A 25,921-nucleotide genomic window follows, 5' to 3' on the forward strand; every position below is an offset into this window, starting at 1 on the left:
GGGCGCCGTGCGGTCAGCCGTGGTCGGCCGCGGCGGAGCGGGAGTCGGCGAGCGCACGCAGGGCGCGCGCGTCACGGATGGCGTGTGCCCTGGCGATTCCGGGCTGGATGGCCAGAACAGGCAGGCTGCTGCCGTCGCTGAGGTCGAGGAAGACCCAGGGGTCACCTGGCCGCAGATTGACGCGCAGGATCTCCGCCCACTCCAGTCGGCGGGTGCGCGTGATATTGACGACAGTCACTCCTGTGTCGTCGGCCACGGCCTTGGGGCGGCTGAGCAGCGCCAGCACCCCGAGGAACAGCAGGGCCGTGAAGATGAAGCTCATCCGCTCCCCCGCGCTCAGCTGGTCGAGTGCCAGGCCGATGGCCGTGATGACGGCGAACATGACCACGCCGACGGTCAGCAGCACGGCCCGGGTACGGGTCGGCCGGAAGGTGACCGGAAGGGCGGGCGGACCGGACTGACCTGACGGACCGGGCTGGGCGGGAGCGGACATACGTTCTCGGACTTCCGGGAGTGGGTGCGGCGGCCGGGCGACCGGCGCGGGATCAGAGGCGGCAGGCGTGGATGGCCGTGGTGAGGATGGCGCGGGCGCCCAGCTCGTACAGATCGTCCATGATCCGCTGTGCCTCCCTGGCCGGAACCATCGCGCGGACGGCGACCCACCCCTCGTTGTGCAGCGGGGAGACGGTCGGTGACTCCAGGCCCGGGGTGAGGGCGACGGCGCGCTCCAGGTGTTCGGCGCGGCAGTCGTAGTCCATCATCACGTACGTACGGGCCACGAGGACGCCCTGGAGCCTGCGCAGGAACTGCCGCACCTTGGGCTCCTCGCCGTCGGCGTCACTGCGGCGGATGACGACCGCCTCCGAGGTCATGATCGGCTCGCCGACCACCTCCAGGCCCGCGTTGCGCAGCGAGGTGCCGGTCTCCACCACATCGGCGATGACCTGGGCGACACCCAGCTCGATGGCGGTCTCGACCGCGCCGTCCAGGTGGACGACCGACGCGTCGATGCCGTTGTCCGCGAGGTGCTTGGCGACGATGCCCTCGTACGAGGTGGCGACGGTCATGCCGCCGAAGTCCGCGACGCCGCCCGCGGTGCCGGGCTTGGTGGCGTAGCGGAAGGTGGAGCGCGCGAAGCCGAGCGGAAGGATCTCCTCCGCGTTGGCGCCGGAGTCCAGCAGCAGATCACGGCCGGTGATACCGATGTCGAGCCGACCGGAGCTCACATAGATCGCGATGTCACGCGGGCGGAGGTAGAAGAACTCCACCTCGTTGTCCGGATCGACCAGGACGAGCTCCTTGGACTCCTTGCGCTGCTGGTAGCCGGCCTCATGGAGCATCGCCGACGCAGGTCCCGAGAGTGAACCCTTGTTGGGAATGGCGATGCGCAGCATGAGGTCGGATTCCTTTGTGCGAAGGGGCGGTGGTACGGAACAAGTGATACAGGACGAAACGGGACGCGTGCGCCCGGAGGCGGACGTATCGGACTTGGAGGCGGGCGTATCAGAGATGGGCGTACACGTCGTCGAGGGAGATTCCGCGCGCGACCATCATCACCTGAACGTGGTAGAGGAGCTGAGAGATCTCCTCGGCGGCGGCTTCCTTGCCCTCGTACTCGGCGGCCATCCACACTTCGGCCGCCTCTTCGACGACCTTCTTGCCGATGGCATGGACGCCCTTGCCCACCAGCTCGGCGGTGCGGGAGGTGGCGGGGTCGCCCTCGGCGGCCTTCTGCTGGAGCTCGGTGAAGAGCTCCTCGAACGTCTTCTTGGACATGGTGAGGGTCACTTTACGCGGCCGGACGTGGCCCCCTGGCGCCAGGGTTCGGCGATGGTGCGCAGGGTGGTCGCGGTGGCGACGGCGGCGGTGACCGCCTCGTGCCCCTTGTCCTCGTGGGAGCCCTCCAGCCCGGCCCGGTCGAGCGCCTGCTCCTCGGTGTCGCAGGTCAGCACGCCGAAGCCGATCGGCACGCCCGTGTCGACGGAGACCTGCGTGAGGCCCTGCGTCACGCCCTGGCACACATACTCGAAGTGCGGGGTGCCGCCCCTGATGACGACGCCGAGGGCGACGACCGCGTCATACCCGCGGCCGGCCAGCACCTTGGCGACGACCGGAAGCTCGAAGCTGCCCGGCACGCGGAGCAGGGTCGGCTCGTCGATGCCGAGGTCCCGCAGGGCCCGCAGGGCGCCGTCGACGAGACCGTCCATCACCTGCTCGTGCCACTGCGCCGCGATCACGGCGACCCGGAGGTCTCCGCAGTTCTTCACACTCAGTTCGGGTGCGCCCTTGCCGCTCACGTCTCTCCTCGAAGCTGTTCTCTGGTGGTCTTTTGGGATGTTGTGGTTACTGGTTGTCGCAGGTGGACGCGGTGGCCGCGTCCAGCCAGGGCAGGTCGTGCCCCATCCGGTCGCGCTTGGTGCGCAGATAGCGGAGGTTGTGCTCCCCCGCCTGGACGGGCACCGGCTCGCGTCCGGTGACCCGCAGCCCGTACCGGACGAGCGCCGTCGTCTTGTCGGGGTTGTTGGTCATCAGCCGCAGCCCGCGGACCCCGAGGTCGTCGAGGATCCGCGCGCCCGCCGCGTAGTCGCGGGCGTCGGCGGGCAGGCCGAGTTCGAGATTGGCGTCCAGCGTGTCGTGGCCGCGCTCCTGGAGCTCGTACGCGCGCAGCTTGGACAGCAGCCCGATGCCCCGGCCCTCGTGGCCGCGCAGATAGACGACGACCCCGCGGCCCTCCTTGGTGATCCGTTCCATGGACGCCTGGAGCTGGGGGCCGCAGTCGCAGCGCAACGAGCCGAAGATGTCGCCGGTGAGGCATTCCGAGTGGACCCGTACGAGCAGATCCTCGCCGTCGCCGATGTCGCCGTGGACGAGCGCGACATGCTCGACGCCGTCGACCGTGGAGCGGTAGCCGTACGCGGTGAACTCCCCGTAGGCCGTGGGGAGGCGTACCTTCGCCTCGCGGCGGACCGTGGGCTCCGAGGTACGGCGGTGGGCGATCAGATCCTCGATGGAGATGATCGTGAGGCCGTGCTTGCGGGCGAACGGGATCAGCTCGGGCAGCCGCAGCATCACCCCGTCCTCGCCCGCGATCTCCACGATGGCGCCGGCCGGCCGCAGACCGGCGAGGCGCGCCAGATCGACGGCGGCCTCGGTGTGACCGTTGCGTACGAGCACGCCGCCGGCCTTGGCGCGCAGCGGGAAGACATGGCCGGGCCTGACGAAGTCGCCGGGCTCCGCGTCGCCCGCGGCGAGCAGCCGGAGGGTGGTGGCCCGGTCGGCGGCGGAGATACCGGTGGTGACCCCATGGGCGGCCGACGCGTCCACGGAGACGGTGAAGGCCGTACGCATCGATTCGGTGTTGTGGGCGACCATCTGCGGGAGTTCGAGCCGGTCCAGCTCCGCGCCCTCCATCGGGGCGCAGATCAGTCCGCGGCACTCGCTCATCATGAAGGCGATGATCTCGGGGGTGGCCATCTCGGCCGCGATGACGAGATCGCCCTCGTTCTCCCGGTCCTCGTCGTCGACCACCACGACCGGGCGGCCGGCGGCGATATCGCGTACGGCCTGCTCCACGGGGTCGAGCGAGAGGTCCTCGGCATTGTCGGTGGAGTACCAGGTGGGCTGGGCCGGCAGTGCGGTCATGCTGCTGCTCCTTCCAGAGCCGGGGCGTTTGCGCGGGAACGGAGCCACCAGTCGCGCATCCCCCAGAGGACGAGGGCGAGATAGATGACGTACACGAGGCCGGAGAAGGCGAGTCCGCTGCTGAAGGCGAGCGGTACGCCGACGATGTCCACGAGCAGCCAGGCGAACCAGAACTCGACCAGACCACGGGCCTGGGCGACCATCGCGGCGAGCGTGCCGACGAAGATGTACGCGTCGGGCCAGGGGTTCCAGGACAGGTCGGGGACGGCGACGAAGAGACCGCCGACAGCCAGGGTGCCCAGCGCCGTACCGCCGAGCAGGATCCCGCGCTCGCGCCAGGTGGCGAACCGTACGGCGATCGAGCCGTCCTGCGCCTGCCGCCTGCCGCGCTGCCACAGACGCCAGCCCCACAACGCCACACCGATGACCAGCAGTTGCTTGCCGACACCACCGCTGAGGTGGGCGGAGGCATACGCGCCGACGAGGATGACGCCGGACAGGAACTGGGCGGGCCAGGTCCAGATCGAGCGCCGCCAGCCGAGCGCGAGAGCGGCCAGACCGATGGTGTTGCCGATCATGTCGGACCACAGGATGTGCTGGCCGAAGGCCGTGAACGCCTCGCCGTTCAGCCAGGACAGGGTGTTCACCGGTCCAACTCCTCGGTCCGCGCCGTGCCGGTGCCGAGCAGCCGCTCGACGTATTTCGCGAGAACGTCGACTTCGAGGTTGACCGGGTCGCCGGGTCCCTTGATGCCGAGTGTGGTCAGGGCGAGGGTGGTGGGGATGAGGCTGATGGTGAAGTGGTCGGGCCCGGCGTCGACGACCGTGAGGCTGACGCCGTCGACGGTGATCGAGCCCTTCTCGACGACATAGCGCGACAGGGCGGCGGGGAGCGCGATCCTGACCAGCTCCCAGTGCTCGGACGGGGTGCGCTCGACGACGGTGCCGGTGCCGTCCACATGGCCCTGGACGATATGTCCGCCGAGCCGGCCGCCGACGGCCACGGGCCGCTCCAGGTTGACCCGGGAGCCGGTCGCCAGCGCGCCGAGGCTGGAGCGCTTCAGCGTCTCGGCCATCACATCGGCGGTGAACTCACCGTCCGCGAAGTCCACGACCGTGAGACAGACACCGTTGACGGCGATCGAGTCACCGTGCTGGGCGTTCTCCGTGACCACGGGTCCGCGGAGGCGGAAGCGGGAGGAGTCACCGAGGTTCTCGATGGCGGTGACCTCACCCAGTTCTTCGACGATTCCGGTGAACACTCAACGCTCCTTCGTGGTGGGGACATTCGTGGCGAGCGCGGGCGCGGGCGCCGGTCCGGGTTCATGTCCGGGCCCGGGGACCGCGGTGATCCGCAGGTCGGGCCCGATCCGTACGGTCTCCGTCATCCGGAGTCGCAACGCCTCGCCGAGGGTGCTGATTCCTGCGTCGCCGAGGGCCGTACGGCCGGCGCCGAGCAGAACGGGGGCGATATAGCCGACGACCTTGTCGACGGCTCCCGCGGCGACGAAGGAGCCGGCCAGGGCCGGGCCGCCTTCGAGGAGCACGGAGCGGACGCCGCGCTCGTGCAGCGCGGCCAGCAGGGCGGGAATGTCCAGACCGCGTCCGGCCCGCGGCAGCCGTACGACCTCGGGCAACTCCCCCGCGTCGGCGTCCTCGGCGATCGCGATCAGGGTGGGCGCCGCGCCGTCGAGCACCCGGGCGCCGGGCGTCACGGCCGTCGCGTCGGTGTCGACGACGACCCGCAGCGGCTGGACGGCGCCCTCGATGCCGCGTACGGCGAGATGCGGATCGTCGGCGCGCGCGGTGCCCGAGCCGACCACGACCGCGTCGGCCTCGGCGCGCAGCCGGTGGACATCCGCGCGCGCCTCGGCGGAGGTGATCCAGCGGCTGGTGGAGTCGGCGGCGGCGATCCGGCCGTCCAACGTGGCCGCGTACTTCCACAGGACGTGGGGACGGCCCTGGCGTACGGAGGTGAGCCAGGCGGCGTTGCCCGCCTCGGCCTCCTCGCCGAGAAGCCCGCCGGTGACGGTGAGTCCGGCCGCGCGCAGAGTGTCGGCGCCGCCCGCCGCCTGGGGGTTCGGGTCGGCGACGGCGTAGCTGACATGGGCGACACCGGCGTCGATGAGTGCCTGGGCGCAGGGTCCCGTACGGCCGGTGTGGGCGCAGGGTTCGAGGGTGACGTACGCCGTGCCGCCGCGGGCCCGCTCACCGGCCGCGCGCAGGGCGTGGATCTCGGCGTGCGGACCGCCCGCGCGCCGGTGGAATCCCTCGCCGGCGAGGTGGCCCGAGGCGTCGAGTATCACGCATCCGACGACCGGGTTGGGGCTGGTGGAACCGAGTCCACGAGCGGCGAGCGCGATGGCGCGGCGCATGGCATCGGCCTCGCCCACGACGTCGGTTTCCTTGGCCACCGGGTCCTCCTGCCTCTTCGGGCACGGACTCCGGGGCCTGTCGATGACGACAGAGAAGCGGGAACGCACAAGGGAACGCCGAGGCCGAAGATCCGGCTCGTCCGAGGACGAACCACCGACGGCGGCGTACCTGTAAGGGCCCGCCGCGCACTGCCTCCCATCCGGACTTTCACCGTCGGTCCAGGAATCTCACCTGGTCAACCGGCCGCTGGATGCGGACGGGTCGCGGACTATAACCGCCGGTTCGGAATTACACCGACCCCGGAGTGCGCTGCTTCTGGTACCCGACCAGTGTGCCACGGCTGATCGCGGGGCAAGCGGGCGAGGGTTGTGGGCTGACTCACAGGACCTGGGGGGCGAACAGCTCGTCCTGTGCCGCGTCCCGCGCCGTCAGCAGGGCGCCGCGCAGGACCGCCGCACCGCCGAGCGCCCCGGCTCTGACCTCCGTACGCAGCGGGGACATCGCGGCCAGCCGGTCCTCGACCCGGGCCGCCAGCGCCTCGCCGCCCGCGTGGCCAGCCTCGCCGGCCAGCACGATCCGGCCGGGGTCGAGTACGGCACTGACCGCCGCCGCACCGAGGGCGAGCCGGTCGGCGAGGTCGTCGAGAAACGCCGCCGCGGACCTCGCTTCCTCCGCCGCCGCACCGAGGGCGAGCCGGTCGGCGAGGTCGTCGAGAAACGCCGCCGCGGACCTCGCCTCCTTCGCCGGGGCGCCCCCGACGGCTCTCACCGCCGTGCGTACCAGCGCGGCGGAGGGCGGTTCCTGTGGCGCGGGAACGGCCGCGATGCCGTAGCGCGCGGCGAGTTCGGCGATGCCCGTCGAGCCCGCCAGGGTGTGGAAACCGCCGTCGCAGGCGACCGCCGAGGGCAGCCGCGAGGTGCCGGGCACGGGCAGGAAGGCGATCTCGCCCGCTCCCCCGGAGGCGCCCCTGCGGAGCTTGCCGTCGAGCACGACCGCCGCGCCCACTCCGTGGCCGAGCCAGAGCAGGACGAAGGTGTCCTGGCCACGGGCCGCGCCGAGGCGCTGCTCCGCGAGCGCGGCGAGATTGGTCTCGTTCTCGACCAGGACGGTGGCGGGCAGCCGTTCCTGGAGCACGGCGACGAGCCTGCGGTGCCAGGCGGGCAGTCCGCTGGAGTCGCGGAGTTCGCCGGTGACCGGGTCGACCAGGCCCGGGGCGCCGATGCCCACGCTGTGCAGCGGGACGGAGCCCGCCTGCCCGGCCGTACGCTCCAGCAGCGCCACGGCCCGCTCGACGGCGGCTTCCGTGGCGGTGTCGCTGCCGATGGGCAGGACCGCCTCGGTGAGGGTCTCGCCGAGCAGATCGGCGACCACGACGGAGACGCTGTGGGTCCGTACGTCGAGAGCCGCGAGATGGGCACGGTCCGCGACGATCCCGTACAGCCGCGCGTTCGGGCCGCGCCGCCGGTCGCCCGTCTCGCCGACCACCCTGACCAGTCCCGAGTCCTGGAGCCGCTCCACCAGATCGGCGACGGTGGGCCGGGAGAGCCCGGTCAGCGTCTTCAGCTGTCCCGCCGTCAGCGGGCCTTCCTGCTGGAGCAGTCGCAGGGCGAGCCGGTCGTTGATGGCTCTGGCGGTGCTCGGAGACGCGGCCATACCGGAATCCTTCCAGATCGCCGGGGCCGCCCAAGCGTGCCCAGCTCATTAAGGCCTATTTATCAGGCAGGGTTCCTGATAATTTACTCCGGCACCGACGAAGGTGCGTCACCGGGTGCTCGGTGAACGGGCACCCCCAGGGGAGGAACAGGACGCTGATGTCGGCTGAAGTGGTCTACGACAAAGAGAGGTTGCGGCGGGCCAGATTCGCCGTCGCCGCTGTCTTCTGCGTACACGGAGCCGTCACCGGCAGCTTCGCCACCCGTATCCCGTGGATCCAGGATCACGCCGGGATCAGCGCGGGACAGCTCGGGCTCGCGCTCGCCTTCCCCGCGATCGGTGCGTCCGTCGCGATGCCGCTGGCGAGCGGGATCAGCCACCGCTTCGGCTCGCGCAACGCGCTGCGTGCCCTGCTCGCCCTCTGGACGCTCGCGCTGACCCTGCCGTCCCTGGCGCCGAATCTCGTCACGCTGTGCGCGGCCCTGTTCGTGTACGGCGCCGCCTCGGGCCTGTCGGACGTGGTGATGAACGCCCTCGGGGTGGAGGTCGAGAACCGGCTCGACAAGTCGATCATGTCGAGTCTGCACGGTATGTGGAGCACGGGTGCGCTGATCGGCTCCGCGGCCGGCACCCTCGCGGCCCATCTGGGCAGTGACGCCCGGCTGCATCATCTGCTCGCCGCCACCGTGCTCACGGTGCTGGGCCTGCTGGTCTGCCAGGGCGTACTCGACCTGCGCAGCGCACCCGAGGAGGACCCGCCGCCGCGGTTCGCGCTGCCGCCGAAGTCCGCGCTGCTGATCGGCGCGATCGGGTTCTGCGCGGTCTTCGCGGAGGGCGCGAGCCTCGACTGGTCGGCGGTCTATCTCCGGGACGTGCTGGACACCTCACCGGGCGTCGCGGCGGCGTCGACCACGGCCTTCGCGCTCACCATGGCGGTGGCGCGGCTCGCGGGCGACCGGGTGATCGACCGGTTCGGCGCGGTACGGACCGTACGGACGGGCGGCGCGCTGGCCGTGGTGGGCGGCCTCCTGGTGGTCACCGCGCCGCAACCGGTGGTCGCCATGGGCGGGTTCGCGTTCCTCGGGCTCGGCGTGGCCGTGGTCGTACCGCTCGCCTTCGCGGCGGCGGGCCGCGCGGGGCCCAACCCGAGCCAGGCCATCGCGGGTGTCGCCACCATCACCTACACCTCGGGGCTGATCGCGCCCTCGGCGATCGGCGCGGTCGCGGACGCGACATCGCTCGTGGTCTCGTTCGGTCTGGTGACGCTGCTCGCCTGCGGCCTGATGGTGGGCGCGGGGGTGCTCCGCACGGGCGACCGCCGGACCGTGCCGGCCGCCGCCGACCCCACCACCGAGCCCGCACCGGCCCCGGCACCCGAGGCGTGAGCCCCGGGTGCCCCTACGTCCCGGGCGCGGTCTCTCCGATGGGCGAATGACGAGGGACACGGCAAGCGCCCGGAGGCGAACCGAGCGCCCCCGACAAGGAGGGGCTCAGCCCGCGATGGAGTCCAGTTGTTCCGCGGCGGGCCGCAGCGCCCAGAGGTCACCCCCCGGCGGAGTCTCCAGGCGCGGGACCGCGGCGCGGGCCTTACGGTCCCCCGCGTCGGCCGCCGCGTGGACGATGTCGCTCGCCGCGAAGCGCTGGAACTCCAGCTCGGGGTGCGGCCAGGGGGCGGCGCCGGTCGCGGCCGGCAGCAGATAGTCGACCGCCTTGAACAGGCTCTGCCCCTGCGGGCCTTCGTAGGCCCAGAGGTTCACGCCGACCTTTTCCCCGATGGCCGCGAGGCGCGTGTAGGCGACCAGATCGAAGGTCGAGTAGTGCCAGCTGCGCGTACGCGCCAGTTCCTGCGGCTGGCTGCCGTCGCCCGCGATCTGCGGGTCGATGCGCTTCCTACGGGCGTCGAGGACGATCTTCCGCGCGAGACCCCGGTCGCCGGTGGCGAGCGCGAGACCGGCGACCTGCATGTCCATGAACGTGCCGTGGTTGTTCTCGGCGGCCGACTCCTCCTGCCCGAACGGCGAGTTGACCAGCCAGTCCAGGAACTCCTCGTTCCAGGTGCGCATCCCCGCGCGGTCGCCGCCGGTCCACCCCGGGGCGCCGGTGCCGAGGATCGCGAGGGCGTCGAGGACGCTGGTGTACTGCTGTAAGAACTCTCCTTAGGGGTACTTGTTTTCAGTATCGTTCCAACATGCCCATCGCACCTGAGTACCTGCACCTCGTCTATCCCGGCGAGGAGTTCTTCGCGTACCTGTATGGCCGGGCCAGCCACGACCCCACGAAGCGTGGGAACAGCGTGGACACCCAGCTCCAGGAAGGCCGCGGGCTGTGCGAGCAGTACGCGTGGCCGATCGTCGGGGTCTTCGACAAGGACGTGGACCGCTCGGCATCCCGCCACTCGAAGACCGTCAGGTCCGACTTTGAGTCCATGCTCGATGGCATCCGCGCCGGCAAGTGCCGCATCGTGGTGGCCTGGGAGGCGTCCCGCTACTACCGGGACTTGGAGGCGTACGTAAGGCTGCGCGCTGCCTGTCTCGAAGGGAACGTGCTGCTCTGCTACAACGGGCAGATCTTCGACCTGTCCAAGCGGGAGGACCGGAAGGCGACAGCGCGCGATGCCTTGGACGCCGAGGACGAAGGCGAAGGCATTCGGGACCGGAACCTCCGTACGCATCGCAGGCTCGCAGCCGAGGGTCGTCCCGTCAGCCGGATTCCGTGGGGCTACGCACGCCGCTACGACCCCAACACCGGAGACCTGATCGACCAGGTGCCGCACACTGTCCTCGGCCCATACGTTACCGAGCTGTTCGACCGGTTCGTCTCTGGGCAGACCACCTACCGCCTCGGAGCGTGGCTCGACGCGGAGGAAGACACGGCGCTGCCTGATGGCGTCAAATGGGACATCGACCGCGTCACCGTGGTGTTGCGGAACCGTGCCTACGCGGGGCTCCGGGTCCATCAGGGCAAGGTCGTGGGGAAGGCGTCGTGGCCAGCGCTGGTGAAGGACGAAGTGTTCAACCAGGCACAGGTCATTCTGGATGACCCGAGCCGCCAGACAACGCGCGATACGAGCGTGAAGCACGTGTATTCCCATGTCACGTACTGCGGCGAGCACGGCGACGATTTGCCATTCCTGAAGGTGGGAAAAGCCAGCTACGGACGGAAGTACCACTGCTCGGATTCCCCTCACGCGTCGATCCGCAAGGAGTGGTTCGAGGCGTACATGGAAGAGGCGATTCTCCAGTGGCTAAGTTCCCCTCAGGCCGCCGCCGCTTTCCAGGCGGACGGGCAGGACGAGAAGTTGAAGACCGCGAAGGTGCTGGTAGCGCGGCTGAAGAAGCAACTGGACGACGCGCGGGAGTTGGCCGGGGAATTCGATGAGGAGGGAAACCCGCAGCTGACTGCCGCGTCCCTGGCGTCCTTGGAGCGCGGCCTCACGCCGAAAATCAAGAAGGCGGAAGAAAAGGTGCGGTCTCTCTCCCCCACCCTGCCGCCAGCAGTAGCCACGCTTATCGGCGCCCCGGACGTGCAGGCGGTGTGGGATGACCTCGTGCTGGAGCAGAAGCGCACGGTGATCCGATCGATCGTCACCGTGCGCCTGCATAAGGCTCACGCCAAGGGGATCAAGCGGATCGAGCCTGGCCGCATCACGCTCAGTTTCGTGGGCGAGCCGGGTTTCAAGGCTGGCTGACTCCGCGGTCGCGGTCGCAGGCTGCCTCTTCGCGGGCGCGGGCGGCGTGGCTGGGGAAACCGATGACCTTGCCGTGCCCTGCCGGCCGGTCTTCGAAGAGCCCGGCGTTGATCATACGGAACGCGGTCTCCAGGCTTTCGCAGGCCATCTTGGCTCGTTCTTCTTCGAGTTGGGCGCGCATCGCCTGGCGCTCGGTCTGCAACCGGGCTTCTATTCGTGCCCACTCCGCGGCCGCGTCACGCTGGATCCGACTGCGCTCGACCTCCAGGGCGGCTTGCGAGGCAACGCTGCGGCTGCGCTCAGTGTCTGCTTCGCGTTGTGCGTCAGCCAGGCGCTGGCGCTCCTCGCGTGTGTCCGTGGTCCAACTCCGAATGGCCACAAGGGCGATGAGGGTGAGCGCGGTCATAGTGAGGCAGGCTCCCCCGAGACTCCGGGAAAGTTCGTTTTGAGCCACTCCGTAGAGGACTACGGCCATCCCCAGGGCCATAACTACAGCTGCTGCTATGGCGGTTGCTCGTGTGCCGGCCGTGAGATCCATCGCGTACCCCCGCTACATCTGTGCCGCCGTGCCCCCATCGTCGTCAGCGTGGCCAGCAGCGTCCTCGCCTTGTAGACGCTTGAGTCGCTCAATGGTCGCAGTGAGCATCTCGCGCCCGATGGGGTCCGTGATGCCCCACTGGTCCGCTGCCTCTGATGGGGTGATAGGCCGCGAGCCTACCTGTGACCGTCCGGTTTCGGACAGTGCAGTCAGGGAATCGGCCGGAATGCCCATCTCCACGAGCAGGTCGCGCAAGGGGATGCCGAGCTTATCCGCGATCGCGGGGAAGAACTTCGGCTCGGGGATGGACTGTCCTTTGAGCATGCGGGAGACGCTGCTGGGGGACATGCCGGTGTCATCAGCCAGGCGCTGTTGAGAACCGTGGCCTGTGTAGCCGGAGCGCTCGGCCGCGGGTACGACGAGCGCCGCGAACTTTTGCGCTCGCTGGGCTGTGGGGGAATCGGTCATGTCCGCAAACTTTAGCTCCCTAGGTAGGGAGTAGCCAGAAAATCCCTCCCCCGCAAGAGTGGCTATCAGGCCACCCACCTGCGTAGATACTGCTCAGAGCGCAACTCGAACACACGTACGACAGTAAATTCACCCCTCCCTCACAAGCAAGCTCCCTTGCTCGGGAGGGATTTTCATGCCAGAGTCTCCCTCGTGAGCAAGGAACCCCCTGCTACCAGCAACGGGAGGAGTGAGTACATGTTCCGCCTGAACGTCAGCAAGCTGCTGGAGAAGACCCTCAGCCTCGGCGACAGCACCGGGTACGCCATCTCCCGCCGTACCGGAATCAGCGAATCCTCCGCATACCGGATCCTCGCGGGCGAGGCACAGCCTGACCTGAACACGGCCATGCGTCTCGCCGAGGCATATGACTTCGACCTCCGCAAGGTCATGAAGCGGATCGAGATCGAAAGCGTCGCAGCGTGACGCGCGAGGAGCGCCAGCGCCTGCTTGGTGACGACGTGATCGCTCAGATTCACGCCCGGGTCGCGGAGGCTCCGGCCCCGACGGCGGATGTGATCGCGGATCTGCGCCGGATTTTGACCCGGCCGGCTGGCCGTTCGGCCGTGGCTGCGGCGCCTGTTCAGCGCGCGGCCTGATCCCCACATGTAAGCGGGGCCGCCCGGACCGGGCCAGGTCCAGGAAGCCCCTTCGGCACACCTCAACCACTGAAAGAAGAGGTCACCGTGACAACAGAGATTACTGCTCCCGTCAGCGCCTTCCGGGCGCGGCAGGAGTTGAGGCGGCGGAACGAGTCCGCTGTTGAGATCACAGCTGCTGACCACAACTTGCCGACGGCCCGTATGGAGGCCCGGCACGACGCGGTTCGCATTGTCAGCCCGGAGATCGATGTCCTCGCGGCGTGGCTGGACGAGATGGGTGGCACCGTCTCCCGTCTGCCGGTCGGGGATTTGGTGCTGTGGACGCTGCGGACGCAGACGGAGCCGTGGGATGACGGGTCGCGGGCTGTGGTGCTGGTGTCGGTGCTGTTGCTGGATGACGAGTCGGTCATGCCTGAGATCGTTGCGGCGGTGGCGGCATGACGCTCATCGTCCGAGTCCGGTTGGACTCCAAGCAGACGCAGGTGTATGTCGAGATCCCCGACGTGGCCCGCGCCTCGTATCTCCTGCACGCCGACTTGTACGGCCAGCTCCGTGACAAGGAGTGGGGTCACGTCTTGAACGTGGCGCACGCCGAGAGTGCGGGGTGGGTCTCCGACTCAGCGTCGATGGCGGCGAGGAAGGCAGTTCGGGACTGGCTGGCGGTCGATGAGAACGGGGACGAGTTGCAGGCCGCTTGGGAGGCGGACCGGGCTCGTCGGGATCCGGTGTCGCGGAAGCTTTTGAAGGATCGGGAGCGGCTGACCGAGGAGAACGCTGGGCTGCGGGCCCTGCTGAACGCGGAGCCCGCAGAGCTGACGGCTGAGCAGGTTGATGCGCTGGCCGCCGCTGGGAACCGTGCGGTGAACGATGCGAGCCACGAGGACCTGTGCGCGTGTGATGCGTGGCCGGAGAAGTGCCTGTCGTCCGGTCGGTACTTCCAGGGCTATTGGGACACCGGTGTGTTGGATACGGCGATGCCTGCGGTCATCAGCCTGTGGGAGGTCATGCGCAACGGCCGTGACGCGGCGAAGGTGACCGAGCTGCGGGCCGAGTTGGTCGGGCTGCGTGCGGTGGTGGCTGATGCTGCGGTGGGGAATGTGGCGGCGGCGGCTGAGGTGCGGAAGCTGCGGACCCGGGTCGCCGAGTTGGAGGCCGAGCGGTCCGAGCTGAACCGCATGCTCCGCACGGTCAACGCGAGGGCGGCTGACGCCTTCACCCAGGTGGCCGAGCTGAAGGCCGCTCCTCTGTACCTCGCCGAGTTCGACGGTATGGCCCCGGAGTTGCACCGCACGCTCGACGGAGCGAAGGAGTACATCGCCGACGGCGCGAGTGCCGATGGGCATCCCTGGGAGCTGTTTCAGGAAGAGGACGGCTCGTTCCAGATGGTGCTGACGGATCCGGATACGGACCGGCCCAGGTGGGAGGGTCCGGGGCGGATCACGCCGCTGCGTCCTGTGGCGCCCGGCCCGGTCGCCGTGGCGGATGGGATCGCGCCGACGCAGGCCCCCCGCGAGAACGAGGCCGCCGCCCCCGATCCCCTCGCGTACGGCCCGAGTGGCTATCGCTGCGGTTGCGGTAAGAACGCCCACTCGAACCTCGTCCCGTGCCAGGACGAGGCGGTCGAGGCGCCGCATCCGGGTCCGTGCCGGTGGCCGTCGTCGCCGGACTGCGTGTGCGGTCCGAACGGCGGACCCCGCCCGCTGGATGCGCTGCGCTCCGCGTTCGACCAGGGCGAGCCGTGCGACGCCGACGGTAACCCGCTCCCCCCGGGTGGTGGGTCGTGATGTACGGCCCCTGGCTGATCGCCGCCGCCGCTGCCACCGCCTGGGGCCTGGGCTGGGCCGTCGTCCGCGTGGCTCTTGAGGGCCGTGAACACCCGATTGCTCGTCTGCTGAGCCGCCCGACTGGAGGCCACCGTGCCCGCTGACCTGAACCCGAGCGCGAAGCCGCCGCTGTCCGTCCGGCTCCGCTCCGACTGGCTGCGCGGCATTCTCCGCGCCGACCTCATCCGCCACGACACCCTGCTCGGTCTCGTCGCTCACTGGTCCGACGACGACGCCAAGCACGACGTGCTGCTCCAGCTCGACGCGCTTGCTGACGCCATGTCCGGCCCGCGTGAGGGCGAGTTGGACGCGCTGGTGGAGCGGGTGGAGGACGCGGCGGCGCTGGACACCGCCGAGATCGAGATCGGTCTGAGTGATGCGCTGCGGCTGCGGGATGAGCTGGACGCGGTGATCGCCTCGCTGTCCCGGTTCAACCCGCAGCGGGTCCGGCCGGTGGTTGTGCCGTCGCAGCGTGAGCGGAGGACAGCATGAGCGCCCGCGAAACGCTGCACTCGGATCTCCTCACCACCCCCACGGCCGCCGCCCTGCCGCACCCCGAGGGGTGGGCCAGTATCCGGATCGAGCGGTACCGCGACGAGGTCCGCGCTGAGGTGCTGGCCGAAGCGAAGGCCGAGATCGTGGCGTGGCTCGTCAAGAAGGCCCACGAGAGGACCGACATCGGAGTTCTGGCGTCCAAGGTCGACCGGGGCGCCGTCCGTATCTTCCTCGGGACAGGCCACTTCCAGGACGCCAGGGACGCTCACCGCGCCGAGGTGCTGCGCGAGGCCACCGACATGCTCACCCGAGTCGGGCACCCCGCCGCCGCGCTGATCCTCCGCTACGCCGACGAGCCCGGAGAGAAGGCCAGCACCAGCGCGGTGCCGACGGCCACTCCCCAGCCCGATCCCGCGAACCAGTGGACCCCCGAAGAGCGGCAGCACCGCCTCCTCATCGAAATCCACACCCGGTCAGGCCGCTGGCGCACCGCCCGCGTCGAACAGCTCTACCAGAGCTGGGGCGTCCACTACCCCCGCAGCCGCGCCCGCAAAGACCTCAAAGCCTTGGCCACCACCGGCCACCTCACCGTCCACGGCCCGGATGACGGCCGCTTCTACACGCCCAACACCCGGAAGGACGGCCAGCGATGACCGAACCCAAGCCCACCGCGCCGACCATCCCTGCACACACCGCCGCACACGTCCTCTGGCACGAGAACCGGGGCGGATACCCCGCCGGGACCTTCATCACCAAGCTGCTGGAGACCTGGTCCTCGGCCGACGACGAGAACGCCGCCCGGCTCGCGGCGGGTTGGCCCGACTACGCCGCCGCCATGGCCCTGTTCAACCAGCGCGACGGCATCGATCGGCTCCTCGCGATCGCTGCGGGTGGCGATGCCGCGTGACGAACACCGTGCTGGCCGGGGCGACCACCGCCCCGGCCGCCGGCCGCCGCCGCAAGGCCGCACCGGCACCCACCGGACCCGACCGCATCCCCAAGCCCTCCCAGGGCTGGTACCGCGACAAGGCCACCGGCGACAAGCTCCGCCGCGTCACGACGATCCTGTCCCAGGGCTCCACCAAGGGCGACGTCCTCGCCCTCTGGGCCGCGAACCTCGTCGCCGAGACCGCGCTCAACAACCTGCCCGCCCTCGTCTCCGCGTCCCTGCGGACCGAGCAGCGCACCGAGATGTACGACTGGCTGCGCCGCGCCCCGCTCCGTAAGAAGGACGAACGCGCCGACATCGGCAGCGCCGTTCACTCCATCATCGAAGCGCATGTCCTCGGCCAGCCCATCCCGGCCGAGCTGACAGACGACCCCGAGATGGTCCCGTACCTCGACAACTTCCTTCGCTTCGTCGAGGAGTGGCAGGTCACCTTCGAGGCGTCCGAGATGGTCGTCGGCAACCGAACAGCCGGGTACGCCGGCACGCTCGACTACCTGCTCCGCTCGCCGCTGATCGCCGCTGAGTTCAACGTCCCGGCGAGCACGGTCCTGATGGGCGACACGAAGACCGGCGGTGAGCTGGACGTCAAGGGCGTCTACCCCGAGGCCGCGTTGCAGATGTCCGCGTACCGCCGGGCCGAAGTGGCCTGGCTCCGCGACGGGTCGACCGTGCCGATGCCCGCGACCCACTCGACCGGGGTGGTGCTGCACCTGCGGCCGGAGGGCTACCGGCTGATCCCCGTGGCGTGCGGCGACGACGTGTTCGCCGCGTTCCGGATCGTGCAGCAGGCCGCAGCGTGGGTGTCCGGCCTATCGAAGACCGTCGTTCATCCCGCCCTCACCCTCCCGACCACGAACAGCGAAGAGAGGGCTGCCTGATGCCCATCATCGACCTCCAGCGCCGCATGCGTCAGCTCGGCGAGATCCGCATCGGCCACGTCGTGCCGACGGGCAAGACCCGCCGCGACGGTAAGCCCGGCACCCGCCCGGCCAAGCTCAACGAGTTCCGCTTCACGTCGCCCTCACGGGAGATCCTCACCAGCGTCGCCGAGTTGTACGGCGGTGAGGTCAAGCCCTGGACCCCAGCCAACGGCGGCCCCACCGAGTTCGAGGTGTACTCCACCACCAACCGGCTGCCTGTCCTCATCCCCCCGCGCGACGCCGTATCCCAGTGGTACGAGCTGTACGCCGGATCGAAGTGCCAGCGCCGATGCGACGGCGTCACCGAGCACAAGCGGGACCGGCCGTGCATGTGCGACCCGGACAACCGCGAGTGCTCGATCACCACCCGCGTCAACGTCATGCTCCGCGATGTCCCCGCGCTCGGGCAGTGGCTCCTCGTCAGCAAGGGGTTCTACGCCGCGGTGACCCTTCCCCCAGCTGCTGAGCTGCTGGCGCAGGCCGGCGGATACGTCGCCGGGTGGCTCGGCATGGAAGAGAAGCTCGTCCAGCGTGAGCAGGGCCCAGCCCGGTTCATGGTCCCCACCCTGGACGTAGAGATCACCCCGGCCGCGCTGATGGCCGGACAGATCACCGGCGCCCCGGCGGTCGCCCAGGGCCCGGAGCGCGTCGCGATCACCGGCGGGCGCCCGGACTATGCGGCGCTCGCCGCCGTGGCCAAGACCCCGACGGAGGTCGGCGCCCTGTGGAAGCAGGCCGTCGATGCCAAGCACATGGACGACGCGCTCGCCGCCACGCTCAAGGCCCGCGGTGAAGCCCTGCGGGCCGAGGAAGTCTCGGACGCCGCCGGGGAATCCGGCTGGAAGGACGAGCCGCATCAGGACGGCCCGGTCCCCGACGAGGACGGAGCGGTGGAGGCCGAGGTCGTCGAGGACGACGACACCGAGGGCCTGTGGTTCCAGATCATCGCCGCCGCCGGACCCCTCGGCCTCACCACCGACCAGGTCGAGCAGCGCTTCGCCGAGGCCAACGGCGGACTCCACCCCTCCACCGCCAGCTCCGCACTACTGCGCGCCTTCCTCACCGCTCTGAAGGGAGCCCGCGCATGAGCCGCACTCCCCGCATCATCCCCACGGGCGAGCGCCACGGCCGCCTCGTCGTCACCATTCAGCGCAACGCTGGTGAGCGCTACGTCCAATGCCTCTGCGACTGCGGGCAGCCACATGCGGTCCCACTGAGCGAGTGGGGCAAGACGAGGTCCTGCGGATGCTTCCGCCGCGAGGAGACCATCCGGCGCAACACCAAGCACGGCTACAGCGGCACGTCGATCTACATGACGTGGGGCGACATGATCAACCGCTGCACCAATGCCACCCATAAGCGCTGGGCTGACTACGGCGGCCGTGGCATCACAGTCTGCGAGCGCTGGCGAAAGTTCGAAAACTTCCTCGCCGACATGGGCGACCGGCCCGAGGGCCTGACCCTCGACCGCATCGACAACGACGGTCCGTACACCACCGACAACTGCCGCTGGGCCACCGCTGTCGAGCAGCGCCACAACCGTCGTGACTCCCGGAGGTACGCAGCATGAGCTGGCACACCAGCCGCATGTGCGGCTTCGACATCGAGAGTTCCGGGGTCAACCCCGAGACCGCCCGCATCGTCACCGCGTGCATCGTCCAGTGCGGCGGGGGCGCCCCGGTCGACTCCGCGACGTGGCTGTCCGACGTGGACGGCGAGGAGATCCCCACGGGCGCCTCCGCCATCCACGGCGTCACCACCGACCGGGCTCGCGCCGAGGGCGCGCCGCTCCGCGAGGTCGTCGCCGAGCTGCTCGCCGGGCTCGGCCAGGCGGTCGCCGCGGGCCTGCCGATCGTCGCGATGAACGCCCGCTACGACCTGACCCTGTTGAACCGCGAGGCCGAGCGGTACGGCCTCGACCCGCTGCCCGCCGGGCCCGTGATCGATCCGTTCGTCATCGACAAGGCCGTCGACAAGTACCGGCGCGGATCCCGCAAGCTCACTGCCCTGTGCGAGCACTACGCAGTACCGATCGGTGACGCGCACCAGGCCGACGCCGACGCAATCGCCGCGTGCCGCGTCGCCTGGCGGCAAGGAACCCGGTACGAGCGGCTGGCTGGCATGTCGCTGACCGAGCTGCACACCGCGCAGATCGGGTGGGCAGCCGCGCAGGCCGCCTCACTTCAGGAGTACTTCCGCAAGAAGGACCCGGCCGCGGTCGTCGAGGGCGCGTGGCCGCTCATCCCCCGCCAGCAGGACGGTGAGCGCTGATGCCCTGGATCTCCCGCACCCGCCTGGCCGACATGCGCGCCCGCATCGAGCAACTCGCCGAGCAACGCGACGAAGCACGTACAGACGCACGCCGGGCGTTCGGCGCTTCCGCTCGTCTCGCCGGCGGAACTCTCGAACTCGACGAGCAGGTAGCCGACCTGCGATCGCGGCTCACCGCCGCACAGCAGGACCTCACGGCCGAGAAGCGCCGCGCGGACCGCCTCCAGCAGCGCCTGGACGACGCGGTCGGCATCAACGGGCCGGCCGTCGACTCCGGCGCCATGTGGCAGCAACGCCGCGCCGACAAGCCCATCACCGTCAAGGGAGAGCAGCGATGACCGCTCTCATCGATCTCACCGCCGCGCCCGCAGCCTCCGTCCCGGCCCCCGTGGCCGGGGCGGGGGCCACCCCCCGGCCCCTCGTCATCGCTCTCGACGCAGCCACGATCACCACCGGCATCGCAGGCGAAGGCTGGACCGACCACGTCCACGCCAAGGGCAGGGACCTCCACAGCCGCTTCGCTCAGCAACTCGACGGCTGCGCCTCCTTCTACCGCAACGCCGAGTTCGTCGTCATCGAGGGCCCCGCGTTCTCCAAGAACAACCAGGGCGCCGACGCCCTCGCCGCAATGCGGTGGATGCTCCGTCAGGACCTGTGGAAGCGCGGCATCCCCTACGCCGTGATCAACCCCCAGTCCCGCAACGTCTACGCCACCGGCAAGCTCCGCCCGGCCGCCGACCGCCCGGCGAAGGAGCGGTCCGACGTCGCCAAGGGCATGGTCCGTGACGCGGTCCACCAGCGCTACGGACTCCTGACCGAGGGCAAGCACCGGTACGACGAGTCCGACGCGTACATCCTGCTCGCGCTCGGGCTCCATTCACTCGGCCACGTGCTCGCTGACGTGCCGGAGGCGTGGTCGAAGCAGGCGCTGCGCGGAGTCGAGTGGCACAACCTTCCGGCGGTGGCTCGGTGAAGATCCGCGCCGACATCGCCGAACTCCTCCACGCCGGGCTGTCCGACCGGGCGATCTCCCGGCAACTCCAACTCCGCACCAGCCGCATACGGGCCGCACGCGAGATCCTCGGGCTTCCTCCGCACCGGCCCGGCCCGACACCGGCAGCCACCCCCGAAGACCTGTTCTGGCGCCGCGCTGTTCCGACCGACGACGGACACCTTCTGTGGCCCGGGGCTACTCAGGGAAGCGGGGCACGCATCCGCCACGGCCAAGAGCGGTACTCGCCGTACCGGATCGCGTTCCGCCTCCGGTACGGCCGAGAGCCCGTCGGCAAGGTCACGTCGGGCTGCACCCACGCAGGCTGTGTCGCCCCGGACCACGTCGAGGACCGGCCGATGCGCGAGCAATACGCCGCGATCTTCGGGGGTGCCCAGTGATCTTCCGACACGACAGCGATGTCGACTTCACCGACCTGTTCTGCGGGCTCGGCGGATTCGGACGCGGCCTCAGCGAGGCCGGCATGCGCCTGCGCCTGGCCATGAACCACAACCGCGTCCAGGTCGACGCGCACCGTGCCAACCACCCGCACGCCGACCACCTAACCGAGGACATCAACGCCTTCGACAAGCGGTCGCTCCCCCGAACCCGCGTCCTTTCGGGCTCTCCAATCTGCACCGAGATCGCCCCGGCCGGGGGGCGGAAGCGAACGTACGGGCAGATGTGCATCATCGGCCCGGACGGCGAGAAGGTCCGCGTCGACGAGTACGGCAACCCGATCCAGCCCGGCTTCGAGCGGACCAGAGCGACCGCGCTCGACATCATCGCCGCGACCGAGGTCCACCGGTACGACGCGGTCATCTGCGAAAACGTCCCGGAGTTCTTCATCGACTGGGAGCTGTTCGACTGGTGGCTCGGCGGCTTCAAGATTCTCCGCTACAACCACCAGATCGTGTGTGCTTCCAGCGCGCACCTCGGTGGCGAAGACAACGAGTTGGCTCCTCAGCACCGCAACCGTGGCTACGTCGTCTTCACCCGTGAGGGCATCCCACTGCCTGACCTGGAGGTCCGGCCTGACGCGCTCTGCCCGGAGTGCGGGCCCGTGCAGGCACGGCAAGTGTGGCGCAACCCGCGCCGCCGCAAGATGGGCAGCTGGGGCGTCCAGTACGACTATCGCTGCCCCAACCGCCAGTGCGGGCACCTCATCCTCGACCCGACCGTACGGCCCATCGCTGATGTCATCGACTGGTCGCTGGAGGGCACGCGTATCGGGGACGGGCGTCCCGACCGGAAGCGGTTCACCCCGTACGCCGCGTCGACTCGGGCCCGCGTCGCGGCCGGCCTCGACCGGTTCGGGTACGCGCCGCACGTAACGATGCTCCGACGCAACACCACGGCGGTCGCTGCCGCGGGGCCCGTACCGGCGGTCTCGGCGCAGGGCAGGCATCACGCGCTCATCGTGCCCAACGGCCGCAAGGGCGCGGTGCGTACGACGGCGGAACCGCTCACGACCATCGCGTGCAAGCCGCACCACAGCCTGGTCCGCCCGGCGCCGGAGGTCGACGACTGCACACTGCGGATGCTGAACCCGCGCGAGTTGGCGAGCGCGCAGCGGTTCCCGGCGGATTACATCCTGCCAGCCGCCAGTCAGGAGCAGCAGATCCTCGGCATCGGCAACGCGGTGTCGGTCAACGCGGCTCGGTGGATCGGCGAGCGCGTCATGGCGGTGCTGTCATGACGAACCGGGCCTGGCAGGACGCCGCCGCCTGCCTCAATCACGTCCAGGTGTTCTTCCCCCACAAGGACAACGAAGCCGACACCACCGCCGCCAAGAAGATCTGCGGCATCTGCCCCGTACGGCAAGCCTGCCTCGAAGCCGCCATGACCGAAGAACGCGCAGGCGAACACATCATCCGCGCCGGCATCCGAGGCGGCCTCACCCCGCGGCAACGCGCGGCACTCTCCCGCCGCCTCCGCCGCCGGGCCGCAGCGAAGGGGTCGGCGTGAGCACCCGCCGGCCGCGCCCGCAGCCACCGCCTGGCGGACTCCTCGACTGGCGAGACCAGACGCACTGGTCCTGGACCCCGAAGCCGTGCCGGTACTGCGGCCGCGACACGAACCTCCGCGACTCCCGCCGCAGCCCGGCGCACAAGACGTGCGCGGAAGCCGCCCTCCAGCAGCAGGCCGACGAAGCCGCCGACGCCTACCAGAACGGACAACTCTGATGGACCACGACCAGCTTTACCCGCTCGTCATGACCACCATCGGCCACGCCCTCGACGGCAACTCCACAGCCGCCGCCAGCTCGCTGATGGAAATCGGCCAGGCAGTCGACGAGAACGCAATGTACGGCGTCTGCTGCGCGTTCGCCGAGGTCGGCAAAGCCGCGCTGAAGAAGTCCTACGGCGACCAAGCCCCCGACCTCAACCGTGGCGACATGTGGGCCATGGCCACGCTCAAGCCGGAAGAAGCACGCCCGGCGGACGTATTCGCTACCCGCTTCATCGTCGCGTACGCCAACGACGACCGGGACGCCACGCTCGCCCTGTTCCAGTCCGCGCTGGACGCCAGCGACGACGAGTACGTCAGCTCCACGGCCGCTCTCCTCGCCACCGCAGCCGGGCTCGCTCGCCTCGCCTTGGACCAGGCCGCCTCCTGACCCACCCCGCAGCACCGTCCGGGGCGGCCGGCCCCGAGCCCCGCCCCGGACGAGACACCGCACCACCCCGCACTCGTGAAGGAAGACGCACATGCCCTGGGTCCGCCTGGACGACAGATTCCCCTCGCACCGGAAGGTCGCGTTGCTGTCGGATCGCGCGTTCCGGCTATACGTCTCCGCCCTCTGCTGGTCCTCCGAGAACCTCACCGAAGGCAAGCTCACCGACCGCGAATTGACGCTCGTGGCACGCGTACGCGACATGAAAAAGACGGCCAAAGAACTTGAAGACGCTCGGCTGTGGGACCGGGTTGAAGACGGCTGGATGATTCACGACTTCCTTGAATACAACCCCGACCGCGCGAAGGTGAAAGCCGACCGCGAAGCCAACGCCGCACGTCAACAGGCATACAGGGAGCGGAAGAAGGCCGAGCAGGACGCGAAGCGGAACGCCGACAAGATCGAAAGTAACGGCGTTACTAACGCATCACGTAACGCGTCGCGTAACGGGGGGAGTAACGACACCCCGTCCCCGTCCCCGTCCCGTCCGGTTCCTCCTACGGAGGAACCTCCTCCCCCTCCCCCCTCCGTGAACACGCCTGGCACCGACGTAGCCACCGTCAGCGGAAGAGGAGAAGTCCAACCCCTCATCGAAGCCATGGCCGCCCGCCAGATGAACGTCTCCTGGACCTTCAGCGGCCCGGAATGGATCGACCTCCGCGACGCCATACGCCGCGTCGGCGTACCCGCCCTCGTCGACCACGCCGCCCGCGCCTGGACCGCCGCGAAAACCACCCCCTACAGCGCCCGCTACTTCCTCACCGGCTGGACCGGCCTCCAAGACGCGCCCGCCTACACCGGCCCCCGCGCGGTCGGCCCGCCGTCGCCTGCCTCCGAGTACCTCGCCGACATGGCCAACATCGCCGCCGAACTCCGCGCCGCCGAAGACGCCGAAGAGAGGAACGCCCAGTGAAACCCTCCGAACTCCCCCAGCTCCTCGCCGAAATCGCCCTCGCCGACCCCCGCGTCCGCCGCACCGACGAGATCGAACGCCGCGCCCAGATCCTCATGTGGGCCGGCATCCTCACCGACGTCCCCTACGACTACGCCGTCCGCGCCGTCCAAAAGCACTACGCCAAATCGACGTGGCCGATCCTCCCCGCCGACATCGCCACCAAGTGGGCCGCCACCGTCCGCGACCGCATGCTCCGCGACGTCGACCCCACCCCACCCGTCGACCCCGACAACGCCACCGCCTACCGGCACGCACTCGCCGCCCACCGCCGCGCCGTCATCACCGGCCAGCAACCCGTCATCGAACACCAAGCGCTCACCACTGGCCCCGAAGCCGCTGAAGTCGAAGCCCGCATGGCCAAGTTGGGCGACTACCTGACCACCGAAGCCCGCGACGCGCTCGCCGCATACCGCCCGGCCGCAGCCGCCCGTGCCTCCGCGATCCGCGCCGGACAGCCCGACGCACTCGCCGTCGCCTGCCCGGTCGAAACCTGCCGCGCGTACGCCGGACGCCCCTGCACCCGCCCCGGCCGCGGCGGCACCCGCCACACCCTCACCGAGGGAGCTCACCCCTCCCGCACGGAAGCCGCCACGGCGAAGGCGAGAACAGCCGCATGACCCACCGGTGCCCGCCCAACTGCCACCGGTGCCCCGACCTCGACGACGACGTCATGCCCGCCTGCATGGGCACCGCCTCCAACCAGAGCCCCAACACCCTCCAACTCCTCACCTGGTGCACCTGCTCCGCCAACCAGTCACTGCCCACCGAGGACAACACCAACGCCCGCATCGCCGCCCTCGAAGCACGCATCACCGAACTGGAGGCCCGCCTGTGAACCACATCCCCCAGGCCGCCGTCGCCACCATCGCCGCCGCCCTCGACGACTACCGCACCACCACCCCCACCGACCAGCAGACACCCGAAGACGCCGCCCGACACATCAGCGAGTACCTCCTCTCCACCGGCTGGGGACTCCACATCACCGACGAACCAGCCGCCGCCTGACCGGCCAACCGTCCGCCGGGCCAACTGCTGCGCCCCACCTACGCCAATCGTTAGCCAGCCTAAGGAACCCGACATGACCGGCCTGATCTTGAAGCCCCAGACGGAAGACACCCACTACGGCATCCCCGTCGTACACATCGGCGAGGACGGCGCAATGCTCGCTCTCGGCCATCACACCCCGCGCCGCGCCCTTGCCGCGTTCAACCGGCACGCCCGCGTCTTCGTCGGCCTGGCCAACCTCGCCGACGACCGGTCGGTCCGCGCCGCCGACTACATCCCGCTTATCAGCCAGCGGCACGGCATCTTCCGCAAGCCGGACCGGGCCAGCGAGTGGGAGGACCCGGACTGGGAGTGGGTCGTCGTGTGGTCCGTCCCCGAGCACCCCGACGCCCAGCCGATCACCGTCCTCGACATCTGAGCGCAGTACCCGACCTGAGGAGCCCGGCATGCCCGACATGCCCACCCGCATCCAACGCCGCCGCACCAAAGGCTGGCGCAAGCCCGAGAACTGCGTGATCGTCACCCGCCCGTCCCGCTTCGGAAACCCGTTCACGATCAGCGGCGCGCTGGAGAACGGCTACGGCGAGACACCCGAGGAAGCACGCGGGTACGCCTTCGAAGCCTTCCGGTCCTGGCTCAGGGGAAGCGAAACGTGGTGGATGGGCCCGCGGGCCGAGACGACCCGTAAGCGGCTCCTGGACGCGCTTCCGGAGCTCCGGGGCAAAGACCTCGCGTGCTACTGCCCTCTGCCTCCCGAGGGCAAGCCGGACTACTGCCACGCCGCTGTCCTGCTGGCCCTGGCCAACCCCACCCCGTGACCACCCGACCCG

The 25,921-nt window shown here is 69.9% G+C and carries 37 protein-coding genes, 1 pseudogene and 1 riboswitch; of the genes and pseudogenes, 26 read left to right on the forward strand and 12 right to left on the reverse strand.

All coding sequences use genetic code 11. From position 1 onward, the window contains the following. Nucleotides 1-13 precede the first annotated feature (13 nt). The 9 genes from ACIRQP_RS14650 to ACIRQP_RS14690 all read right to left on the reverse strand — a co-directional run bounded on the left by ACIRQP_RS14650 (nucleotide 14) and on the right by ACIRQP_RS14690 (nucleotide 7,670). Entirely contained in the window at nucleotides 14-493 is a 480-nt protein-coding gene (locus tag ACIRQP_RS14650) for a PH domain-containing protein (protein ID WP_403888777.1), read from the reverse strand. A 52-nt stretch (nucleotides 494-545) separates the two neighbouring features. Further along, a complete protein-coding gene (gene hisG, locus ACIRQP_RS14655; protein WP_403888780.1) occupies nucleotides 546-1,394 on the reverse strand; it encodes an ATP phosphoribosyltransferase in 849 nt (282 codons plus the stop codon). 109 nt (nucleotides 1,395-1,503) lie between these two features. Further along, the gene (locus tag ACIRQP_RS14660) at nucleotides 1,504-1,776 is read right to left on the reverse strand and encodes a phosphoribosyl-ATP diphosphatase (protein WP_030355539.1); all 273 of its coding nucleotides are present in this window, start codon (nucleotides 1,774-1,776) and stop codon (nucleotides 1,504-1,506) included. Nucleotides 1,777-1,784: 8 nt separating this feature from the next. Next, the gene (ribH, locus tag ACIRQP_RS14665; protein ID WP_365976250.1) at nucleotides 1,785-2,297 is read right to left on the reverse strand and encodes a 6,7-dimethyl-8-ribityllumazine synthase; all 513 of its coding nucleotides are present in this window, start codon (nucleotides 2,295-2,297) and stop codon (nucleotides 1,785-1,787) included. Nucleotides 2,298-2,343: 46 nt separating this feature from the next. Beyond that, nucleotides 2,344-3,633 carry a bifunctional 3,4-dihydroxy-2-butanone-4-phosphate synthase/GTP cyclohydrolase II gene (locus ACIRQP_RS14670; protein ID WP_403889424.1) on the reverse strand — a complete coding sequence of 430 codons (1,290 nt, stop codon included), beginning with the start codon at nucleotides 3,631-3,633 and terminating at the stop codon, nucleotides 2,344-2,346. Between the two features lie 5 nt (nucleotides 3,634-3,638). After that, nucleotides 3,639-4,220 (reverse strand): nicotinamide riboside transporter PnuC, encoded by a 582-nt coding sequence (locus tag ACIRQP_RS14675; RefSeq protein ID WP_403889427.1) that lies wholly within the window; start codon nucleotides 4,218-4,220, stop codon nucleotides 3,639-3,641. A gap of 65 nt (nucleotides 4,221-4,285) precedes the next feature. Further along, complete coding sequence (locus ACIRQP_RS14680; RefSeq protein ID WP_403888783.1) at nucleotides 4,286-4,903, reverse strand: riboflavin synthase; 618 nt, start codon at nucleotides 4,901-4,903, stop codon at nucleotides 4,286-4,288. Then, nucleotides 4,904-6,016, reverse strand: coding sequence for a bifunctional diaminohydroxyphosphoribosylaminopyrimidine deaminase/5-amino-6-(5-phosphoribosylamino)uracil reductase RibD (gene ribD, locus ACIRQP_RS14685; protein ID WP_403889430.1), 1,113 nt, complete (start codon nucleotides 6,014-6,016; stop codon nucleotides 4,904-4,906). Between the two features lie 182 nt (nucleotides 6,017-6,198). Continuing rightward, nucleotides 6,199-6,329, reverse strand: a riboswitch (FMN riboswitch). Between the two features lie 66 nt (nucleotides 6,330-6,395). Then, on the reverse strand, nucleotides 6,396-7,670 hold the full coding sequence (locus ACIRQP_RS14690) for an ROK family transcriptional regulator (protein WP_403888786.1): 1,275 nt from the start codon (nucleotides 7,668-7,670) through the stop codon (nucleotides 6,396-6,398). Between the two features lie 158 nt (nucleotides 7,671-7,828). On the opposite strand from ACIRQP_RS14690, the gene ACIRQP_RS14695 reads away from it, so the two are divergent. Further along, the gene (locus tag ACIRQP_RS14695; RefSeq protein ID WP_403888789.1) at nucleotides 7,829-9,055 is read left to right on the forward strand and encodes an MFS transporter; all 1,227 of its coding nucleotides are present in this window, start codon (nucleotides 7,829-7,831) and stop codon (nucleotides 9,053-9,055) included. A 105-nt stretch (nucleotides 9,056-9,160) separates the two neighbouring features. On the opposite strand, the pseudogene ACIRQP_RS14700 reads toward ACIRQP_RS14695, so the two are convergent. Next, nucleotides 9,161-9,823: pseudogene (locus tag ACIRQP_RS14700) on the reverse strand (alginate lyase family protein); the annotation flags it as partial. Between the two features lie 35 nt (nucleotides 9,824-9,858). Here ACIRQP_RS14700 and ACIRQP_RS14705 point away from each other — a divergent pair. Then, on the forward strand, nucleotides 9,859-11,358 hold the full coding sequence (locus ACIRQP_RS14705) for a recombinase family protein (protein WP_403888792.1): 1,500 nt from the start codon (nucleotides 9,859-9,861) through the stop codon (nucleotides 11,356-11,358). On the opposite strand, the gene ACIRQP_RS14710 is transcribed toward ACIRQP_RS14705, so the two are convergent. Together ACIRQP_RS14710 and ACIRQP_RS14715 are read right to left on the reverse strand one after the other, a co-directional pair. Beyond that, the gene (locus tag ACIRQP_RS14710) at nucleotides 11,345-11,764 is read right to left on the reverse strand and encodes a hypothetical protein (protein ID WP_403888795.1); all 420 of its coding nucleotides are present in this window, start codon (nucleotides 11,762-11,764) and stop codon (nucleotides 11,345-11,347) included. The genes ACIRQP_RS14705 and ACIRQP_RS14710 overlap by 14 nt on opposite strands. 144 nt (nucleotides 11,765-11,908) lie before the next feature. Further along, complete coding sequence (locus tag ACIRQP_RS14715; protein WP_403888798.1) at nucleotides 11,909-12,364, reverse strand: helix-turn-helix domain-containing protein; 456 nt, start codon at nucleotides 12,362-12,364, stop codon at nucleotides 11,909-11,911. A 237-nt stretch (nucleotides 12,365-12,601) separates the two neighbouring features. Here ACIRQP_RS14715 and ACIRQP_RS14720 point away from each other — a divergent pair, with 237 nt between their 5' ends. The 24 genes from ACIRQP_RS14720 to ACIRQP_RS14835 all read left to right on the forward strand — a co-directional run bounded on the left by ACIRQP_RS14720 (nucleotide 12,602) and on the right by ACIRQP_RS14835 (nucleotide 25,909). Then, nucleotides 12,602-12,829 carry a helix-turn-helix domain-containing protein gene (locus ACIRQP_RS14720; RefSeq protein ID WP_403888801.1) on the forward strand — a complete coding sequence of 76 codons (228 nt, stop codon included), beginning with the start codon at nucleotides 12,602-12,604 and terminating at the stop codon, nucleotides 12,827-12,829. Continuing rightward, nucleotides 12,826-13,002, forward strand: coding sequence for a hypothetical protein (locus ACIRQP_RS14725; protein ID WP_403888804.1), 177 nt, complete (start codon nucleotides 12,826-12,828; stop codon nucleotides 13,000-13,002). The genes ACIRQP_RS14720 and ACIRQP_RS14725 overlap by 4 nt, the downstream gene beginning before the upstream one ends. 204 nt (nucleotides 13,003-13,206) lie before the next feature. Next, nucleotides 13,207-13,446, forward strand: coding sequence for a hypothetical protein (locus ACIRQP_RS14730; protein ID WP_403888807.1), 240 nt, complete (start codon nucleotides 13,207-13,209; stop codon nucleotides 13,444-13,446). A 140-nt stretch (nucleotides 13,447-13,586) separates the two neighbouring features. After that, nucleotides 13,587-14,789 carry a hypothetical protein gene (locus tag ACIRQP_RS14735; RefSeq protein WP_403888810.1) on the forward strand — a complete coding sequence of 401 codons (1,203 nt, stop codon included), beginning with the start codon at nucleotides 13,587-13,589 and terminating at the stop codon, nucleotides 14,787-14,789. Nucleotides 14,790-14,921: 132 nt separating this feature from the next. Next, the gene (locus ACIRQP_RS14740; RefSeq protein ID WP_403888813.1) at nucleotides 14,922-15,320 is read left to right on the forward strand and encodes a hypothetical protein; all 399 of its coding nucleotides are present in this window, start codon (nucleotides 14,922-14,924) and stop codon (nucleotides 15,318-15,320) included. Then, complete coding sequence (locus ACIRQP_RS14745) at nucleotides 15,317-15,976, forward strand: hypothetical protein (RefSeq protein ID WP_403888816.1); 660 nt, start codon at nucleotides 15,317-15,319, stop codon at nucleotides 15,974-15,976. Before ACIRQP_RS14740 ends, ACIRQP_RS14745 begins: the two co-directional genes overlap by 4 nt. Beyond that, entirely contained in the window at nucleotides 15,973-16,230 is a 258-nt protein-coding gene (locus ACIRQP_RS14750; RefSeq protein ID WP_403888819.1) for a hypothetical protein, read from the forward strand. The genes ACIRQP_RS14745 and ACIRQP_RS14750 overlap by 4 nt, the downstream gene beginning before the upstream one ends. Further along, entirely contained in the window at nucleotides 16,227-17,150 is a 924-nt protein-coding gene (locus ACIRQP_RS14755; protein ID WP_403888822.1) for a hypothetical protein, read from the forward strand. Before ACIRQP_RS14750 ends, ACIRQP_RS14755 begins: the two co-directional genes overlap by 4 nt. Next, complete coding sequence (locus tag ACIRQP_RS14760) at nucleotides 17,150-18,280, forward strand: hypothetical protein (RefSeq protein WP_403888825.1); 1,131 nt, start codon at nucleotides 17,150-17,152, stop codon at nucleotides 18,278-18,280. Before ACIRQP_RS14755 ends, ACIRQP_RS14760 begins: the two co-directional genes overlap by 1 nt. Then, a complete protein-coding gene (locus ACIRQP_RS14765; RefSeq protein ID WP_403888828.1) occupies nucleotides 18,277-18,762 on the forward strand; it encodes a hypothetical protein in 486 nt (161 codons plus the stop codon). Before ACIRQP_RS14760 ends, ACIRQP_RS14765 begins: the two co-directional genes overlap by 4 nt. Then, nucleotides 18,759-19,463 carry a 3'-5' exonuclease gene (locus ACIRQP_RS14770; RefSeq protein WP_403888831.1) on the forward strand — a complete coding sequence of 235 codons (705 nt, stop codon included), beginning with the start codon at nucleotides 18,759-18,761 and terminating at the stop codon, nucleotides 19,461-19,463. The genes ACIRQP_RS14765 and ACIRQP_RS14770 overlap by 4 nt, the downstream gene beginning before the upstream one ends. Then, nucleotides 19,463-19,801 carry a hypothetical protein gene (locus ACIRQP_RS14775; protein WP_403888834.1) on the forward strand — a complete coding sequence of 113 codons (339 nt, stop codon included), beginning with the start codon at nucleotides 19,463-19,465 and terminating at the stop codon, nucleotides 19,799-19,801. Before ACIRQP_RS14770 ends, ACIRQP_RS14775 begins: the two co-directional genes overlap by 1 nt. Then, entirely contained in the window at nucleotides 19,798-20,436 is a 639-nt protein-coding gene (locus ACIRQP_RS14780; protein ID WP_403888837.1) for a hypothetical protein, read from the forward strand. The genes ACIRQP_RS14775 and ACIRQP_RS14780 overlap by 4 nt, the downstream gene beginning before the upstream one ends. Beyond that, entirely contained in the window at nucleotides 20,406-20,855 is a 450-nt protein-coding gene (locus tag ACIRQP_RS14785) for a hypothetical protein (protein ID WP_403888840.1), read from the forward strand. The genes ACIRQP_RS14780 and ACIRQP_RS14785 overlap by 31 nt, the downstream gene beginning before the upstream one ends. Beyond that, nucleotides 20,852-22,153, forward strand: a complete 1,302-nt coding sequence (locus tag ACIRQP_RS14790; RefSeq protein ID WP_403888843.1) for a DNA cytosine methyltransferase — start codon at nucleotides 20,852-20,854, stop codon at nucleotides 22,151-22,153. The genes ACIRQP_RS14785 and ACIRQP_RS14790 overlap by 4 nt, the downstream gene beginning before the upstream one ends. Beyond that, nucleotides 22,150-22,422, forward strand: coding sequence for a WhiB family transcriptional regulator (locus ACIRQP_RS14795; RefSeq protein WP_403888846.1), 273 nt, complete (start codon nucleotides 22,150-22,152; stop codon nucleotides 22,420-22,422). The genes ACIRQP_RS14790 and ACIRQP_RS14795 overlap by 4 nt, the downstream gene beginning before the upstream one ends. Further along, nucleotides 22,419-22,640 (forward strand): hypothetical protein, encoded by a 222-nt coding sequence (locus ACIRQP_RS14800; protein ID WP_403888849.1) that lies wholly within the window; start codon nucleotides 22,419-22,421, stop codon nucleotides 22,638-22,640. Before ACIRQP_RS14795 ends, ACIRQP_RS14800 begins: the two co-directional genes overlap by 4 nt. Then, nucleotides 22,640-23,074: a hypothetical protein gene (locus ACIRQP_RS14805; RefSeq protein WP_403888852.1), complete on the forward strand. Its 435-nt coding sequence runs from the start codon at nucleotides 22,640-22,642 to the stop codon at nucleotides 23,072-23,074. Before ACIRQP_RS14800 ends, ACIRQP_RS14805 begins: the two co-directional genes overlap by 1 nt. Before the next feature lie 91 nt (nucleotides 23,075-23,165). Then, nucleotides 23,166-24,044 (forward strand): hypothetical protein, encoded by an 879-nt coding sequence (locus ACIRQP_RS14810; RefSeq protein WP_403888855.1) that lies wholly within the window; start codon nucleotides 23,166-23,168, stop codon nucleotides 24,042-24,044. Further along, complete coding sequence (locus ACIRQP_RS14815) at nucleotides 24,041-24,703, forward strand: hypothetical protein (protein ID WP_403888858.1); 663 nt, start codon at nucleotides 24,041-24,043, stop codon at nucleotides 24,701-24,703. Before ACIRQP_RS14810 ends, ACIRQP_RS14815 begins: the two co-directional genes overlap by 4 nt. Next, nucleotides 24,700-24,921, forward strand: a complete 222-nt coding sequence (locus ACIRQP_RS14820) for a hypothetical protein (protein ID WP_403888861.1) — start codon at nucleotides 24,700-24,702, stop codon at nucleotides 24,919-24,921. Before ACIRQP_RS14815 ends, ACIRQP_RS14820 begins: the two co-directional genes overlap by 4 nt. Continuing rightward, nucleotides 24,918-25,091, forward strand: a complete 174-nt coding sequence (locus ACIRQP_RS14825; RefSeq protein ID WP_403888864.1) for a hypothetical protein — start codon at nucleotides 24,918-24,920, stop codon at nucleotides 25,089-25,091. The genes ACIRQP_RS14820 and ACIRQP_RS14825 overlap by 4 nt, the downstream gene beginning before the upstream one ends. Nucleotides 25,092-25,164: 73 nt before the next feature. Continuing rightward, entirely contained in the window at nucleotides 25,165-25,509 is a 345-nt protein-coding gene (locus ACIRQP_RS14830) for a hypothetical protein (RefSeq protein WP_403888866.1), read from the forward strand. Nucleotides 25,510-25,537: 28 nt separating this feature from the next. Then, nucleotides 25,538-25,909: a DUF4326 domain-containing protein gene (locus ACIRQP_RS14835; protein ID WP_403888869.1), complete on the forward strand. Its 372-nt coding sequence runs from the start codon at nucleotides 25,538-25,540 to the stop codon at nucleotides 25,907-25,909. Nucleotides 25,910-25,921 lie beyond the last annotated feature (12 nt).

It is taken from the genome of Streptomyces sp. NPDC102274 (genome assembly GCF_044766385.1).
Classification (GTDB): domain Bacteria; phylum Actinomycetota; class Actinomycetes; order Streptomycetales; family Streptomycetaceae; genus Streptomyces.